The following is a 16065-nucleotide window of genomic DNA, read 5'->3' as shown; positions in this document are numbered from 1 at the left end:
GATATAAATGCCTGTTCATCGTTTTGTCCTTATTTTCATTACCTTAATTATTCTAGTGTCTCGATAGCTTTAACTACTCTATATTCTTGATGCTAGATGTTAATAATTCCAGTTTACGTTAAACCCTAATGCTAAAGGATTGGTTTTAAATCCTTTCGGTTTGCGTATCGGGGTACCTGCAAATAGGTCGTAGTAAAAACCGTAATGGCTACCCCTAATACCCACAACACCTCCGGTTAGGTGCCGCCCTAACAAATATTCGCTTTTAGCCCCCGAGACCTCACCAGTGTCAATACCTAAATATGGCTCATGGTTAAAAGGTGCCTGCCAGGCAAGTTCATTACGTACATACCAACCTCGGTCAGCTTTTAAGGTTAATTCACCATCAAAACCTCGTACACTCCATCGTCCGCCTATCGAAAACTGGTCTGGTGAAGTTAAGCGTTCACCCCGCGTATATTGACCTTGATAGTCTAAACGATAACGAAATTGTTGCTGTCCCAAGTTAAAGGGGACATTCGCCGAAAAGTTGACTAAAAAAATATTAGATAGTGCACTACCGTTGTCTTCTGGATTACGCTCTTCTGGCGCTTTTCGTGCATTGAACCAACGCACACCTTTTTGATACGTGACGCCCGCGTCTAATGTTATATCGTTAATATAGTGCCGATGTTGTAGCCCTAATTGCCAATTCGTCGTTTTTCGTTGCTGGATTTCAATTTCCGTATCATTGATATAGTTATGTGATTGACGTAGGCTAATGCCATAACTTAATGTCGTTTTTTGAGATTCATTGCGATGAATCAATCGACTCAGTTGGATATTGCCGTTGCGACTACGTCCACTGTATTTATAATCTTCATTTTGTCCTGCTACCGTTTGATGATATTTGTTACCAGATAGCGAGGCATTGAATAACCAATAACCCCAAGGCACCGAATACGAGAATAAATAGTTACGCGAACCGTATTTGCCTTTACCATTTAAATCATGCCCACCAGAGATATAAAATGCATCACTTAATGACAATAAGTTATCCATGTAAAGTGTAACTCCGCCTTGGTCTCGTCCCGTTGTTTTGGTACCAGAATCATCAACCGATAATCCTAATCGCCACATTTTTGTTTGTTTGCGACTAATAACAATATCGCTTTCACCCGGTTTATCCCCTGGTACTAACTGCATCTGTGCACTCACTGTGGGTAAACGTTGTAAGTTCTCAAGCCCTTGCTCTATATCTCGTAGATTGAGTATTTGGGTTTCTCTTGCTGGCATGGCACTATACAGTTGTGCATATTTATCACTATCTTCACTGTAGACTATGCGCCTAACTTTACCTTCAACTAACAGTAATTTTAATGTCCCCTCCCCTAAATCTTGCTCGGGGGCAACAACTCGGGTAGTGATAAAACCATAACTCACTAGGCGGTCTTGTAACTGACTCATTAACAAATTTATTCCTTGCCCACCCAAGCAGCGATGCTCGGCTTGTTGTACAAGTTTTTTTAAGGGAATAAACCAAGGTAATTTGTCACGCCCAATTAATTCAACCTGATTAATATTGAAACATAACGACTCAACCGGAAAGTCTATCTGTCCAGTTGTTGTGCTCGGTGGTAATAAATGGATATCAGGTGAGATGGGATTTAACGAATCTTGCAGAGCTTTTTGACGTTCTTGCTGGTGGATCAGCTGCTGGTCACTAAGTGTTTGTGTTGACAGGGGCTCGGCTAATACAATAGAGACGGGACAGATAACTAAGGCTAAACTTAATAGAAATTTTTTCATCACAACACTTCAAAGTCCAATTTTCACTCAATTATTACATAAAATTTACGCAAAAATACTAAACTAAAACGGATCAATTGTCTATATAAAAACCGATAACTTTCATTATATAATAATTTTTTATATTATTTTTAAAGATATTTTTATTACTTATTCAGTTTGTATTGTATGATTTTTATTTAATTTAATCACTTTTACATTCTCAACATAGGGAAAATTGCAATATTAAAAATATTGTTGAATTAGTATTATAAATTTAAAAGATGCTAGATAAATAATACAATTAATAGTTAGGGAATTTTACGTTATCCCTAACTTAAACAAGTTATAAACCATTAAAAATTGCAATATTTTATAGTTCTCAAACCATGTAAAAAATAAAAAAATTAGATAGCACATTGATTTTCATGTCTTTTTATTTCATAAAATCACTCAATATTCGCATGTCGACACTTCATTACCTCTGGAGTCTGTTGTAAGCTTTCCATCAAACTATAAATAAGACTGTCGTAAGTCAGTAATGAGAGTTGTTCAAATGTGCTACCCATTGGTTGGTTTAACTTATCAAGTTTTATAGGAATAATAACCATATTATCGGCTAATTTTGCCAAGGTCGAGGTACCGGTTGTTGTGAATAATATGATTTTGACACCTAAGTCTTTTGCCTGCTGTGCATAGGCAATTAAGCTTTTGGTTTCGCCTGAATTAGAGCCTAAAATCAGCAAATCACCTTTATCGGCTTTGGGTTTACTAATTTCGGTAATTAAGCTGACCTTTAAACCTAAATGCATTAACCGATTGGCAAACGCACTTATCATTAATCCCGAACGCCCTGTTCCCGCTAAAAATAGATGGTTTGCACTAATAATCGCATTTTTAAATTCGTGTAATTGCACTTCGTTGATTGTGTCTATTTGTGCCGCTATTTCACAGTGTTATCATGAGCCAAATTTGGCTGTGCATATAATACTGAACAAGGGGTCATATTATTTCTATGCGGTTTAATATAATAAGTGTGCTCTATTGCATTAAAAGTACTTTTATTAGGTGAACCATACCGTGTTAATAATTCGCCGGAGGTTGCTTTTATCGTTAATTGATAATTTGCAGCACATGACGTACTTAATAATTTGGTTGGATTTGCTTTTACGTTTGCTGTTATATCGTTACCCATATTATCTTGCCACTTTACAGTTATACTTCCTGTAGCACTTATATCACCATCGCCATCATCATCGCCCCAATAATTGTATGAAGTACCAATTAAACTATTTAAATCAATACTTGGGTAATAGCTATTTCCTGATGTTGGTAGTGGCACCACTGTTTTTATATCACTAAACTTTTTTATACTTTGCGGTAGCTCTATCGGTTTTATAAGACTTGATAAATCTTCATTTGCTTTTATCTCCATTTCATCTGCTAAGGTTATTGCAAGTAATGCTTCGGTGTTTTCTGCCCTAGTAACTCCACCATCAAAGGTTAGATATGGTGCACTACCATTGATTACATTACTGGTTGTCGCACTTAAGGCATTTGCTATGTTGATATTGGCAGCTAAAAATAGGCTTATAACAATAAATAATAGTGTGATAGGAAAATAAGATAATAAAAACCTTGCAGGTTTTATAAGTAAATTTAAATTCGAATTTAATACTAAATGAAAAGATATTAGCGAATTAATAATGCTCACCACCAATAAATTACGTCTCATTTTCAATCCGAAAAATAAACCCAAATGATGGCTAGCTATTAAACAACATTTTAACATGTTTCCGATTCCTTTTTCATGATATATATTTGTTTTAATTTTATATATTCAATATAAAGTATAAATAGATTAAACGGGTTTTGAAAATTTGAAAGTAGGGTATTTGTTAAGGTGTGTAAAAAGATAATTATTGATTCACTAGGGCGCTTTTTGTCTGTGATGAAAATCCTAAGAATTTTGTCAAAAAGTTTCAGGTAACTATGTGTTTAAGTATAAAAAGTGATTGAGTATAAAATTTAAATTTTGTCAAGATTGCATTGTCGATACTTTTCAACAACAAATCAATAGTCTTCAGATGTTGTAAAAGATTAGTGCATGTTACAATAAAAATTATTCATGTAGCGCATTGATTTTATTTAAAAATTTTAATAACAATCAATGGGCTATACGGTATATCAAGTGATTATATTTTTCCCCAATAAACCTGCAATCAAAGGTAAAATATATTTTAGGAATGTTTCACGTTTTTGACAGTAATTTGAGAAACGACTAACGTCTTGTAAATTTTAGGAAATTATTTTAATCATGAAATGTAAGCATCACGAAATTCTTTTATACTTTACACTATATTAAGAATTAAATTAAATATACCCTCCCTAAATGCCGTTATCTAAAACAAAGATCCTCAAAAATGATTAATTATGGCATAATGTGCGCCAATTTATATTTTCGCGACGTCATGCAAAGGCTAATTATTGCTTTTGAGCAAAACGCATTTTAAAGAGAGTCAATTTTCGTGTTAAGTACAAATAACATCACAATGCAATTTGGCAGTAAGCCATTATTTGAAAACATTTCGGTTAAATTTGGCAACGGTAATCGTTATGGTCTAATCGGCGCTAATGGCAGTGGTAAATCCACCTTTATGAAAATTATTGGTGGCGATCTCGTGCCTACATCAGGTAATGTGGCTTTAGATCCACATGAAAGACTCGGTAAATTACGCCAAGATCAGTTTGCTTTTGAAGAATTTACCGTCCTTGATACCGTAATTATGGGACATACCGAATTATGGGAGATCAAGCAAGAACGGGATCGCATCTATTCACTCCCTGAAATGAGTGAAGAAGATGGCTTTAAAGTTGCTGATTTAGAAACCCAATATGCTGAAATGGATGGTTACAGTGCCGAATCTCGGGCTGGCGAATTATTATTAGGTGTTGGTATTCCAATTGAGCAACATTACGGATTAATGAGCGAAATCGCACCAGGTTGGAAGTTGCGGGTATTATTAGCCCAAGCTCTATTTTCAAATCCAGATATCTTATTACTCGATGAACCAACCAATAACTTAGATATTGATACGATCCGCTGGCTTGAAGATACCTTAAATCAACGCGAAAGTACTATGATCATTATTTCGCATGACCGCCATTTTTTAAATATGGTCTGTACCCATATGGCAGATTTAGATTATGGTGAATTGCGCATCTATCCAGGTAACTACGACGATTACATGACCGCATCAACGCAAGCGAGAGAGCGTTTGTTAGCCGACAATGCCAAAAAGAAAGCACAAATTAGTGAACTGCAATCCTTTGTTAGTCGCTTTAGTGCCAATGCATCAAAATCAAAACAAGCAACATCACGCGCAAGGCAAATTGAAAAAATCAAACTTGAAGAAGTCAAAGCTTCTAGTCGACAAAATCCATTTATTCGTTTTGAGCAAGATAAAAAGCTATTTCGTAATGCGCTTGTTGTTGAAGACCTTACCAAAGGATTTGACAATGGCCCTCTTTTTAAAAATCTTAAGCTCATGGTTGAAGTGGGCGAAAAAGTTGCTATTTTAGGGACTAATGGTATTGGTAAAACCACATTATTAAAAACGCTAATGGGCGAACTGACTCCTGAGCAAGGCGATATAAAATGGTCTGAAAACGCAAATATTGGTTATTATGCGCAGGATCATGAGTACGAATTTGAAGGCGATTTAACGGTATTTGACTGGATGAGCCAATGGAAACAACCAAACGACGATGAACAAGCCGTGCGTAGCATTCTAGGTCGATTATTATTTTCACAAGACGATATTAAAAAACAAGTTAAGGTCTTATCTGGTGGTGAAAAAGGACGCATGTTATTTGGTAAATTGATGATGCAACGTCCTAATATTATTGTTATGGACGAACCAACTAACCATTTAGATATGGAATCTATCGAATCACTCAATATGGCATTAGAGCTTTATCAGGGCACACTATTTTTTGTTTCGCACGACCGTGAATTTGTTAGTTCATTGGCAACACGCATTGTTGAAATCACCCCAGAAAAAGTAATTGATTATACGGGTAATTATGAAGATTACTTACGTAGTCAAGGAATTGAATAATCATTCATTAATAAAAATGGCCACAAATACCAATGTGGCTATTATTCTGGTTGCCAATAAATTTTACAACGCCTTAATTCCTGTTAACGACTTGTATAAATGGAAATAACTTCGCCAGAATCAATGTCTATATCAACATTTATATCATCTATAACTATTCCACCAGCCCCAATGTTCATCCAATTATCTTGCGTTATCTCTTTCGAATAAAAGCTTATTGTATAACAGCTAAATCCATTATTTATGCTTATATAATTATTAAAAGATATATAAAAATGATTGATATCGTATTTATATTTGGTCACAAATTCGCTTTTCTTTGCTGCTTCTATCGCTTTGAATAAAAAAGGCGTATATTTTTTATCAAGTTTAAAAATAGTGTCTTCGCCCATTATGCAAGCCCCCTTACCGAAATAGTAGACAGTCATTGTTTAGATAATAGAATTAGGCTAACTGATTTATACCAACTTATATCAGCGTTGTTTGATCATTTTAAGAAAACATAAGTACAATGAGTTATAAATAATAAAAAGCAAATTACCCATTATTACAATAGTAATTTAGTCATAAAAATAGCCACACCTGTGACTATTTTCTATTTAAAGATGACCAATGAATTAGAACTCTAATTCATCCCACCAAATATCAATAAGTTGGCTGGTTTTTACATTTTTCAAACCGTGAGTTTCCAGCCATTTTGTGACAATGTCACGATGTTCTTCAGTACAATTCCCTAATTTTTGGGTGCAAATAATCCCTTTCCAATTTAAATAACCGCTTCCCTCATAAGCTAAACCATTGGGTTGAATAGCTTCAAGAATAAACTGATCAACGATATTATCTAAAGTCTCTTCGCTTGTACCTTCGTCAAAAGACCAACTAACCGTAAAGCCTAACTCTTTAAACTCTTCAATGTGTAATTTTTTTCGTAAACGTCTGCTGCGATTTACCATAATAGTTTCCTTCTACATTATTAAATATTAATTAATTTGTTTATTTTTAGTGTGATTATGTCGGCTTGATGATTTCACACCATTTTGATTGAACTGCGACGATCGGTTTGCGCTTGCACTTCCTCTTTTTGGTGGTGCTCGCCTTTGTGATGATTTTTTTATCGGTTCAGCTTTAATCTTAGGATCAACTTCAAAACCTTGAGTTGTTAATTCTGGAATCGTTTTTTTAATTAACTTTTCAATCGCTTTTAATTGAGGAAGTTCATCAATGCATACCAGCGAAATAGCCTGCCCTTCATTTTGAGCACGTCCTGTTCGTCCAATGCGATGCACATAATCTTCTGCCACTTGTGGAAGTTCATAATTAACCACATAAGGCAGTAACTCAATATCAAGACCGCGAGCAGCAATATCGGTTGCGACTAATGCTCTAATTTGTCCACTTTTAAAATCTGCCAAAGCTTTAGTGCGTGCGCCTTGGCTCTTATTGCCATGAATGGCAGACGCTTTTATACCATCTTTAGTCAACTGTTCAGCTAAGTGATTAGCACCATATTTCGTGCGAGTAAAAACCAACACCTGTTGCCATTGATTTTTACCAATTAAATAAGACAACAATTCACGTTTACGACGTTTATCAACTCGATGCACATATTGGGTGATCTGCTCTGAAGCGCTATTTGTTTTCGCAACAGCAACCAATTCTGGGGCATGCAAAATCGATTGCGCTAATACTTTTATTTCATCAGAAAAAGTTGCCGAAAACATCAAATTTTGGCGTTTTTTAGGTAATTTAGCAATCACACGGCGAATATCATGAATAAAGCCCATATCTAACATGCGATCAGCTTCATCCAACACTAGCATTTTAATCGTTGAAAGATCCACGGCATTTTGTTGCACTAAATCCAATAATCGCCCTGGTGTTGCAATTAACACATCCACACCGCCACGTAGTTTCATCATTTGCGGATTAATACTTACTCCGCCAAATACCACCAAAGACCGAATGGGTAAATAACGGCTATACTCACGAATATTTTCGCCAATTTGTGCAGCAAGCTCACGAGTCGGCGCTAAAATCAATGCATATAAAGGACGTTTGCCTTTTTTCGCCTCAGGTTTATTGATTGCTTGCGCTTGCTGTTCGACCCATTTTTGCAAAATGGGTAAACCAAAACCTGCGGTTTTACCTGTACCGGTTTGCGCACTTGCCATAAGATTTTTACCGGATAAAATGACTGGAATAGCTTGCTGTTGGATGGGAGTTGGGTCTGTGTAGTTTTGTTCTTGAATTGCTTTTAAAATCTTAGCATCTAAGCCAAGAGAGTCAAATGACATGAAATGATTCCTAAATAAATGAAAAGTGGATTGTCCGCTTATATTATAAAGCAATTCCATAATATTTTCTGTTTATTTTGTTACTTCCTATTTTCCACAATAAAATCTACTGTTTGTTTATTATTATAAAATAAAATTAGGGTTATATATAACACAACTTGACAATAACTCACCAATTTATATTTTTAATCATAATGATTTTTAATATGTTTTTTTATTAAAATAGATAAATGATATTTATTATCATTTGCGATTATGCTAATATTCTGCTCCCTAACAACAATAGTTTACTGGATTGCATATGCATTTAAACTTTAACCAAATTAAAAATGTGTTAATGGTCGCACTTTTATCACTTTTTAGCCTTAACTGTTTTGCTAAAGATGATATCACCTTTGCAAACTTCCGCGATATTCGTGATTTGAACCCTCATCTTTATGGTGGCGAAATGTGGGCTCAAAATATGTTGTATGAATCACTTGTTCATTATAATGAAGATGGCACGTTTTCCCCTTGGCTTGCAGAAAGCTGGACTATCACTAACCAAGGAAAAACCTATACTTTTAAACTCAGAAAAGATGTGACCTTTAGTGATGGCGCTAAATTCGATGCCCACAGTGCCAAATTAAACTGGGATGCAGTCCTTGCCAATAAAGTCCGCCATACATGGCTTGAAATGGTACGTTTAATTACTGAAGTTAAGGCGGTAGATGATTATACTTTACAAGTCAATCTATCTGAACCTTATTACCCTTTTTTAATTGAAATTGCCGTCACCAGACCAATGCGTTTTATTTCGCCTAACGCGATGATTGATGGCGAAACCAAAAATGGTGTTAAATCTTTTATTGGTACCGGCCCTTATGTTTTAGGCGATCATAAAAAAGATCAGTATGCTATTTTTAATGCAAACCCTAACTACTGGGGAAAAAAGCCGCAAATAAAAACAGTAAAAATGAAGGTCATTGCTGATAATCAAAGCCGTTTAATGGCGCTTGAAAAAGGTGAAATTGATCTTATTTATGGCAAAAACATGGTTGATGCTGATTCGTATGAACGATTTGCTAAAATGGATAAATTTCAAACATTAATGTCAAAGCCTGTTTCTAGCCGAATGGTCTTAATGAATACCACAAGACCCCAGCTTAACGATGTCAATGTACGACGAGCAATTGAACATATCATCAGTAAAAAAGATATTTCTGAAGGGATCTTTAATAGCAGTGAAGCGCCAGCAGATACGTTAATGGCAACCAATATTCCTTATGCTAATATCGGTTTAAAACCCTACCAATATGATACAAAATTAGCAGAACAACTGCTGGATAAAGCGGGTTGGGTTAAGGTTAATGGTCAACATTACCGCCAAAAAGATGGAAAACCTTTCGAAATTACGCTTTATTATGATAGCAACACAGCCTCGCAAAAAACTATTGCGCAATACATGCAAGATGAATTTGAGCAAGTAGGATTAAAACTCAATATCCATGGTGAAGAAGAACAAGGCTATCGTGATCGTCAAAAAGCTGGCGACTTTGATATGGTTTTTGATATTTCATGGGGTATGCCATATGATCCTCAATCTTTCTTAGCCGGTATGAAACTGCCTGTATATGGCGACTATATCGCTCAGCAAGGTTTACAAGAAAAGTCTCAAATTGATGCCAATATTAGTAAAGCCCTGATCTCAACTGATGAAAAAGAACGACAAGAACTTTATCGCTATGTACTTGAAACACTGCATAACGAGGCGGTCTATATTCCTTTAACTTATGAACGTAACCGTGCTATTGCCATCAAATCATTAAAAGGCATCGAATTTGCACCTTCGCAATTTGATATTCCATTTGACAAAATGCACTATTAATTGACTTATTTTATTACTTAATAAAAATGTTAAATTATATAATAAGACGTTTAATAATGATGATACCGATTGTTATCGGTATCTCATTTATCGCATTTTTGCTAATTAACTTAGCCCCCTCAGATCCAGCAGAAGTGGCATTACGCTTAAACGAAATAATGCCAACCCCTGAAGCAATTGAAAGTATGAGTCAAGAACTTGGTCTAAACCAACCGTTTTGGCAACGCTATTTTAATTGGCTATATAATGTCTTTCATCTTGATTTTGGACGTTCATTTATCGAGCGCGACAGATTAGTCTGGGACGAGATGATCCGCTGTTTAAAACCCACGCTTATTTTAGCCACTTTATCTTTTATTTTTACCTTGATTATTAGTCTAGTACTGGGTGTATTATGCGCCATTTTTTCCAACTCAATATTTGATCATATTTTGCGTATAATCATATTTTTAGGTACTGCCATGCCAAGTTATTGGCTTGGTCTATTATTGATTTGGCTATTTGCTAACTATCTTGACCTATTACCAACTGGTGGTTATGGTTCTTGGCAAAATTTAATTTTACCCACCTTGACGTTATCATTTGTGTATATTTCTACTTATGTTCGTTTTATTCGAAATAATATGATCGAAAATATGCATAACTATTTTATTTTTTATGCCCGCAGTCGCGGACTAAAAGAACGAGTCATCATTTTAAAACATGTATTAGTTAATTCATTGCATACCACAATCACTGCGCTGGGTATGACTATTCCACAACTCATCGCTGGCTCATTTGTGGTTGAATATATTTTTTCATGGCCAGGGCTTGGACGCTTATGTATTTCAGCAATTATGAACCGAGATTACCCAGTTATTCAGGCTTATATCTTAATGATGGCTATTTTATTTGTGGTTTGTAATTTTATTGTCGATGTTTTACACCAATTATTCGATCCACGATTAAGAGATAGTGGTAACATTTCATGAATTTACTTAAACAACTTGTTAAAAATAAAATTGGGCTATGTTGTTTAATCATCATTGCCACTATTATAATTTTAGGTATTTTTGCCCCCTATATTGCACCATTTGACCCCAATAAAGTTCGAATAGTGCGCAAATATGCCAGCATTTCTACCGAACATTGGCTTGGATGTGATCATTTAGGTCGAGATATCTTTTCGCGATTACTTTATGGTATTCGTACAACGCTCTTTTTATCGTTATTAACCATGACAATTACCATTATCATTGGTTCAATAATTGGCTTAATTTCGGGCTATAAAAGAGGTAAGCTTGATGAAATGATTATGAGAGCGTGTGATATTATGCTCTCCTTCCCGAGCCAAGTGATGATACTTGCCATTGTTGGGGTACTTGGCGTTGGAATCGAAAATGTCATTATCGCCAATATTGTTGTAAAGTGGGCTTGGTATAGCCGAATGATCCGCAGCTGTGTAATTAAATATAGTCGTAAAAACTATATTCTTTTTTCGCGAGCAATTGGCGCGCCCCATTGTTTTATTATTCGCCGTCATTTATTACCAAATATCATCTCTGAACTCATTGTGCTTGCAACCCTCGACACCGGTTGGGTTATTTTAAACATCTCAGCACTCTCTTTTATTGGATTAGGTGTACAAGCGCCAACGGCTGAATGGGGGCTGATGTTAAGTGAAGCGAAAAACGTAATGGTTCAGCACCCTATGCAAATGGTCTTTCCTGGCATTGCTATTCTAATTGTTGTTGCTGCCTTTAATATGCTCGGGGACTGCTTGCGAGATATTCTTGATCCAAAGGAAAAAACTGCATGAGTGACAAATTGCTTGAGGTTAAGAATCTAACCGTAACACTTGATAGTAATCAAAAATTGCTCAATGACATTTCATTTTACCTTAAACATCGACAATGCCTCGGCATTGTTGGCGAAAGCGGTAGTGGTAAAAGTTTAACATGCAAAGCCATTATTGGCTTATTAGAGCCCTATTTTTCTGTTCAAGGTAAAATTCTTTTTTCACCGCAAAACGCCAACATTCAGTTACCAGAAAATAGTGATTTATTAAAGCAGACTAGAGAAACACTACGATTCATTCGTGGCAATGTGATTTCGGTCATTTTACAACACCCTATGAGTGCTTTTGATCCCCTTTATCGTATTGGTAAACAAGTGGTCGAAACATTACTTGCTCACCAATCAATCAGCAAAAGTGAAGCCATAACAAAAGCCCTTAACATGATGGCAGATATTGGGCTTAATGATCCTAAACAAGTTTATAATAAATATCCTCATCAACTCAGTGGTGGAATGTTGCAACGAATCATGATTGGTATTGCTTTAATGCTTGAACCTGAACTAATTATTGCTGATGAGCCCACAACAGCTTTAGATTCAATTAGCCAGTTTCATATTTTAAAAATGTTTGAAAAAATTAAACAACAATCTAAAACAGCCATGATCTTTATCTCGCATGATTTGGGTGTTATTCATCATATAGCAGATCATATTATTGTGATGAACCAAGGCAAAATTGTCGAACAAGGTAGCTGTGAGCATATCTTTTATCATTCTGAAAATGACTATACACAATATTTAATAAATGCACGAAAGCAGCTATTAACCAAATTTAATGCCGTTATTCAGCCAAATACCCTTACATCAACATCGGAGACAATTTAAATGCCACCGTTATTGCAAGTTGAAAATGTAAAGAAAGCCTTTTTACAACCCAATCAAGGCTTGTTCAGCCGAAAAAAAACGCCAATTATTAAAGATGTCTCTTTCTCATTATATCAAGGGGAATGCTTAGGCATTATTGGTGAAAGTGGCAGTGGTAAAAGCACGTTAGGCAAACTGATTTTAGGACTTGAAAAACCTGACAGTGGTAAAATCTACTTTAATGGATATGATACCGCACAACGTGCTTGGCGCAAATCGGCGATGCGGCGAGACATTAGTGCGGTATTTCAAGATTATAATGCTTCGGTTAATCCCTATTTTACTGCATCTGAAATTATTGCCGAACCCATTGATATTTACGAAAAAATATCATCAAACGCACGTAAAAAACGCATTGATGAACTTTTAGAACAAGTTGGCTTAGATCACACCTTTTATAACCGCTTTCCTCATGAAATGAGCGGTGGGCAATTACAAAGGATCTGCATTGCACGAGCTATTGCTTGCTCACCTAAATTTATTTTATTTGACGAGGCAGTCAGTTCTTTAGACATATCAGTACAAACGCAAATATTATCTTTGCTCGCTGATTTACAAAAACAGTTCAACTTAACCACGATTTTTATTACTCATGATTTAACCACAATCACTTATTTATGCGATCGTATTATCTTTTTTTATCAAGGCAACATTGTTGAACAGGTGGATAACATTGACCAATTAAATCAAGTCAACCATGCTTATTCCAAACAACTTCTTGACTCTATTTTAGGTTTTTAAATTATGACAGCACCATCAACATTAAATAAGCAGTATAATTTTAAAGATTATCTTGCTCTGGTCATTCCCTTTATTATTTCAACCATTACAACGCCCTTACTCGGTGTTGTAGATACTGCCCTAGTGGGTCATTTACCCAATCCAGCATTTATTGCAGGGATTGCTGTTGGTACGGTTATTTTTAATACCCTATATTGGTTATTTGGCTTTTTACGTGTGAGTACAACCGGTTTTGCAGCACAAGCATTAGATGATCCCATTTTATTAAGAGCCTCACTCATCCGTCCTCTTTTTATTGCAATTTTATTAGGTATCATTTTTATCATTTGTCAAAGCGTAATCTTCAATACCGCAATGCAGATTATTAAACCAAATCAAGACGTAAAACATCACGCACACACCTATTTTACTATCCTGATTTGGGGTGCGCCGTTTGTGTTAATCAATTACGTTTTAGTGGGATGGCTAATGGGCATGGCGAAAATAAAAGCCGTATTATTTTTGCAGGTATTAATCAATCTACTAAATATTGTTATGGCAATGATTTTGGTATGGGGATTTCAATTTGATGTATCAGGTGTCGCCTTTGCAACCTTAAGCGCGCAAATAATCTGCACATTATTAGGCATTTGGTTTATTTATCGTTATTTACCTAAAGCCAAGCAAAAAACCGACCTCGCCACAATATTATCTTGGCAATCATTAAAAGGCGTGATTTTAGTGAATAGCAATTTAATGATTCGAACTATTTGTTTGTTAATTGTCACCAATCACTTTATCTCGATTGGCTCTAGTTTTAGTACCGAAATATTAGCCGCTAACGCTGTCTTATTCCAAATTCATTACTTAATGGCTTATCTATTTGACGGCTTTGCCAACGCATCAAGCGTATTTAGTGGCAAAGCAAAAGGCACTAAAGACATTACTTTATACAGTCAAACGTTACGCTGGTCAAAACTTGCCTGTATTATTTGTCCAATCCTATTAGTTGCAATTTGGTTGACCCTTGATACTACTATTATCAAATTACTCACCAATCAAATTGACATTATTGACATTTGCTTGCAATATCAACCTTGGTTAATCATCTTCCCTATCGTGGTAGCAGGTGGTTTGATCTATTACGGCGTCTTTTCGGGCATTAGCTATACTTCGTCTATCCGTGATTCAATGATACTTTCTTTAATATTATGGTTAGTATCGCAATATATTTGCGTACCAATCTGGGGTAATAACGGGTTATGGCTTTCTTATATTTTATTTAGTTTAGGTAGAACCTTATTTTTAGTCATCTGGATAAAAAAATCCAAAAATTATCTATTATACTAATCAACTAAACTATCTGCTCGATATCTGGGCTTTATGCTACCTAAAACATTGATCAGATAGTTTATATAAAAAATACCAAAAATAATCGCGTATAATACTTTTGTTTTCGGTTTAATATTATCTTCACCTAAACAATAGTAAATTAATACACATCTTGCGCAATTTGCCCAGTGAATAAACATAAAAAGGCTAATGACAAAAATTAGGTGCATTATTATTTCAATAAATTTATTTTGATATAACAGAGATATACCATCAGCAAAAAGTAAAATAACGCTAAAAATAATTAGCATAATGATGTAAGCATCACTTGTTACTTTCACACCAAGAGTTTTATTGATTAACTTATTACATTTATAAATTCATACTAAATCATAAATACCAAAAGTAACTATTGAAAATAGAATGAATTTAAATGTACTTAAGTTATTTTCTTGTTTTAACAGATTGAACTTTCTCGTTTTTATTCTTTAAATTAATTACAACATTATTTAATCGTTAATTTTTTAATCTATTCCAATAACAATGGAAAATTATAATGAATTGCGTAACCCATTAATCTTTTAAAAATAAAATAAGTTTGACACTAAAAAACAATACTTAACTTTACCGTGGAGAACAAATAAAAATACTAATTTAAAGTTTTTTATTATACTCAGGTTGCAAAATTACCGATAATTTTACAACCGACTTTAAGAGAGCAAACATCGCATTAATGCGGCTGCAATCAATAATCTGCTTATTGTTTTTGACAAATTTCATCAATTGATAGTGTTGCAGGCACATTACGATTATCGTTGAATTGCAAGCGGAATAAGAAGCGAATATCATAAGCACGTAACACATCAATCACGTCTTGCTTGTCACAAAATTGCGCATTCAGACCAAGCCTAATGCCTTCAGTGATATCTTCCATTGATGCACTTTGGCTATCGGTTGGCATATTGTATTCAAAAACGACGCTATTAAGGTTATAAAAAATATTAGTGACTTCGTAACCCGCTTCGACTTTAACCGGAAATGTTCCACCTTCGCCTAATATCGATCTTTTAGCACTATCCGCAAAGGCTTTAGTTATATTTGCTGACGGAGGCAATTCGGCACTATACGCGCTCGAAATCATAAAAAAAGCAGAAACTAGCACAGCCAATTTTATTCGTTTTTTCACTTCAGTATTCCTTATATTGAATCTTAATCCAGTTATATTATTTTAACGGCATTATTGGTTTCGATAAGCCTAATTAGG

At 35.0% G+C, this 16065-nt stretch carries 14 protein-coding genes; 7 read left to right on the top strand and 7 right to left on the bottom strand.

What is annotated here, in order from left to right:
- Positions 1 to 99: 99 nt before the first annotated feature.
- The 3 genes from ACYIAM_RS10670 to ACYIAM_RS10660 form a co-directional block, all read right to left on the bottom strand.
- The gene (locus ACYIAM_RS10670) at positions 100 to 1788 is read right to left on the bottom strand and encodes a ShlB/FhaC/HecB family hemolysin secretion/activation protein (RefSeq protein WP_174796994.1); all 1689 of its coding nucleotides are present in this window, start codon (positions 1786 to 1788) and stop codon (positions 100 to 102) included.
- 428 nt (positions 1789 to 2216) lie between these two features.
- Complete coding sequence (gene hxlB / locus ACYIAM_RS10665) at positions 2217 to 2684, bottom strand: 6-phospho-3-hexuloisomerase (protein WP_483748239.1); 468 nt, start codon at positions 2682 to 2684, stop codon at positions 2217 to 2219.
- 26 nt (positions 2685 to 2710) lie between these two features.
- Positions 2711 to 3502: a hypothetical protein gene (locus tag ACYIAM_RS10660; RefSeq protein ID WP_483748238.1), complete on the bottom strand. Its 792-nt coding sequence runs from the start codon at positions 3500 to 3502 to the stop codon at positions 2711 to 2713.
- A 793-nt stretch (positions 3503 to 4295) separates the two neighbouring features.
- On the opposite strand from ACYIAM_RS10660, the gene ACYIAM_RS10655 reads away from it, so the two are divergent.
- Positions 4296 to 5888: an ABC-F family ATPase gene (locus ACYIAM_RS10655; RefSeq protein WP_483748237.1), complete on the top strand. Its 1593-nt coding sequence runs from the start codon at positions 4296 to 4298 to the stop codon at positions 5886 to 5888.
- Between the two features lie 83 nt (positions 5889 to 5971).
- On the opposite strand, the gene ACYIAM_RS10650 is transcribed toward ACYIAM_RS10655, so the two are convergent.
- The 3 genes from ACYIAM_RS10650 to rhlE form a co-directional block, all read right to left on the bottom strand.
- Positions 5972 to 6280, bottom strand: coding sequence for a hypothetical protein (locus ACYIAM_RS10650; RefSeq protein WP_483748236.1), 309 nt, complete (start codon positions 6278 to 6280; stop codon positions 5972 to 5974).
- 225 nt (positions 6281 to 6505) lie between these two features.
- Positions 6506 to 6841 carry a YggL family protein gene (locus ACYIAM_RS10645; protein ID WP_483564168.1) on the bottom strand — a complete coding sequence of 112 codons (336 nt, stop codon included), beginning with the start codon at positions 6839 to 6841 and terminating at the stop codon, positions 6506 to 6508.
- A 27-nt stretch (positions 6842 to 6868) separates the two neighbouring features.
- Positions 6869 to 8182, bottom strand: coding sequence for an ATP-dependent RNA helicase RhlE (rhlE, locus tag ACYIAM_RS10640; protein ID WP_483748235.1), 1314 nt, complete (start codon positions 8180 to 8182; stop codon positions 6869 to 6871).
- 301 nt (positions 8183 to 8483) lie between these two features.
- Between rhlE and nikA the strand changes: the two genes are divergently transcribed.
- From nikA to ACYIAM_RS10610, 6 genes are read left to right on the top strand one after another with little or no spacing between them, the layout of a single operon-like run.
- Positions 8484 to 10049 carry a nickel ABC transporter substrate-binding protein gene (nikA, locus tag ACYIAM_RS10635; protein WP_483748234.1) on the top strand — a complete coding sequence of 522 codons (1566 nt, stop codon included), beginning with the start codon at positions 8484 to 8486 and terminating at the stop codon, positions 10047 to 10049.
- A 26-nt stretch (positions 10050 to 10075) separates the two neighbouring features.
- Positions 10076 to 11020 carry a nickel/cobalt ABC transporter permease gene (gene opp1B / locus ACYIAM_RS10630; protein ID WP_483748233.1) on the top strand — a complete coding sequence of 315 codons (945 nt, stop codon included), beginning with the start codon at positions 10076 to 10078 and terminating at the stop codon, positions 11018 to 11020.
- A complete protein-coding gene (gene opp1C, locus ACYIAM_RS10625) occupies positions 11017 to 11847 on the top strand; it encodes a nickel/cobalt ABC transporter permease (protein ID WP_065637666.1) in 831 nt (276 codons plus the stop codon). Before opp1B ends, opp1C begins: the two co-directional genes overlap by 4 nt.
- Positions 11844 to 12710, top strand: a complete 867-nt coding sequence (locus tag ACYIAM_RS10620) for an ABC transporter ATP-binding protein (protein WP_483748232.1) — start codon at positions 11844 to 11846, stop codon at positions 12708 to 12710. Before opp1C ends, ACYIAM_RS10620 begins: the two co-directional genes overlap by 4 nt.
- Positions 12711 to 13490, top strand: coding sequence for an ABC transporter ATP-binding protein (locus tag ACYIAM_RS10615; protein ID WP_174796986.1), 780 nt, complete (start codon positions 12711 to 12713; stop codon positions 13488 to 13490).
- Positions 13491 to 13493: 3 nt separating this feature from the next.
- Positions 13494 to 14819, top strand: a complete 1326-nt coding sequence (locus ACYIAM_RS10610; RefSeq protein ID WP_483748231.1) for an MATE family efflux transporter — start codon at positions 13494 to 13496, stop codon at positions 14817 to 14819.
- 739 nt (positions 14820 to 15558) lie between these two features.
- On the opposite strand, the gene ACYIAM_RS10605 is transcribed toward ACYIAM_RS10610, so the two are convergent.
- Entirely contained in the window at positions 15559 to 15987 is a 429-nt protein-coding gene (locus tag ACYIAM_RS10605; RefSeq protein WP_174796984.1) for a hypothetical protein, read from the bottom strand.
- Positions 15988 to 16065 lie beyond the last annotated feature (78 nt).

The organism is Gilliamella sp. X-60 (assembly GCF_057063585.1).
This window is presented reverse-complemented; position numbering and strand designations above follow the sequence as displayed.

Excerpts from the sequence above, each read along its gene's own strand:
- opp1B (WP_483748233.1), top strand. The coding sequence starts at position 10,076 with ATGTTAAATTATATAATAAGACGTTTAATAATGATGATACCGATTGTT.
- ACYIAM_RS10620 (WP_483748232.1), top strand. The coding sequence starts at position 11,844 with ATGAGTGACAAATTGCTTGAGGTTAAGAATCTAACCGTAACACTTGAT.
- ACYIAM_RS10650 (WP_483748236.1), bottom strand. The coding sequence starts at position 6,280 with ATGGGCGAAGACACTATTTTTAAACTTGATAAAAAATATACGCCTTTT.
- opp1C (WP_065637666.1), top strand. The coding sequence starts at position 11,017 with ATGAATTTACTTAAACAACTTGTTAAAAATAAAATTGGGCTATGTTGT.
- ACYIAM_RS10670 (WP_174796994.1), bottom strand. The coding sequence starts at position 1,788 with ATGAAAAAATTTCTATTAAGTTTAGCCTTAGTTATCTGTCCCGTCTCT.
- ACYIAM_RS10615 (WP_174796986.1), top strand. The coding sequence starts at position 12,711 with ATGCCACCGTTATTGCAAGTTGAAAATGTAAAGAAAGCCTTTTTACAA.
- nikA (WP_483748234.1), top strand. The coding sequence starts at position 8,484 with ATGCATTTAAACTTTAACCAAATTAAAAATGTGTTAATGGTCGCACTT.
- rhlE (WP_483748235.1), bottom strand. The coding sequence starts at position 8,182 with ATGTCATTTGACTCTCTTGGCTTAGATGCTAAGATTTTAAAAGCAATT.
- ACYIAM_RS10660 (WP_483748238.1), bottom strand. The coding sequence starts at position 3,502 with ATGAGACGTAATTTATTGGTGGTGAGCATTATTAATTCGCTAATATCT.
- ACYIAM_RS10645 (WP_483564168.1), bottom strand. The coding sequence starts at position 6,841 with ATGGTAAATCGCAGCAGACGTTTACGAAAAAAATTACACATTGAAGAG.
- ACYIAM_RS10610 (WP_483748231.1), top strand. The coding sequence starts at position 13,494 with ATGACAGCACCATCAACATTAAATAAGCAGTATAATTTTAAAGATTAT.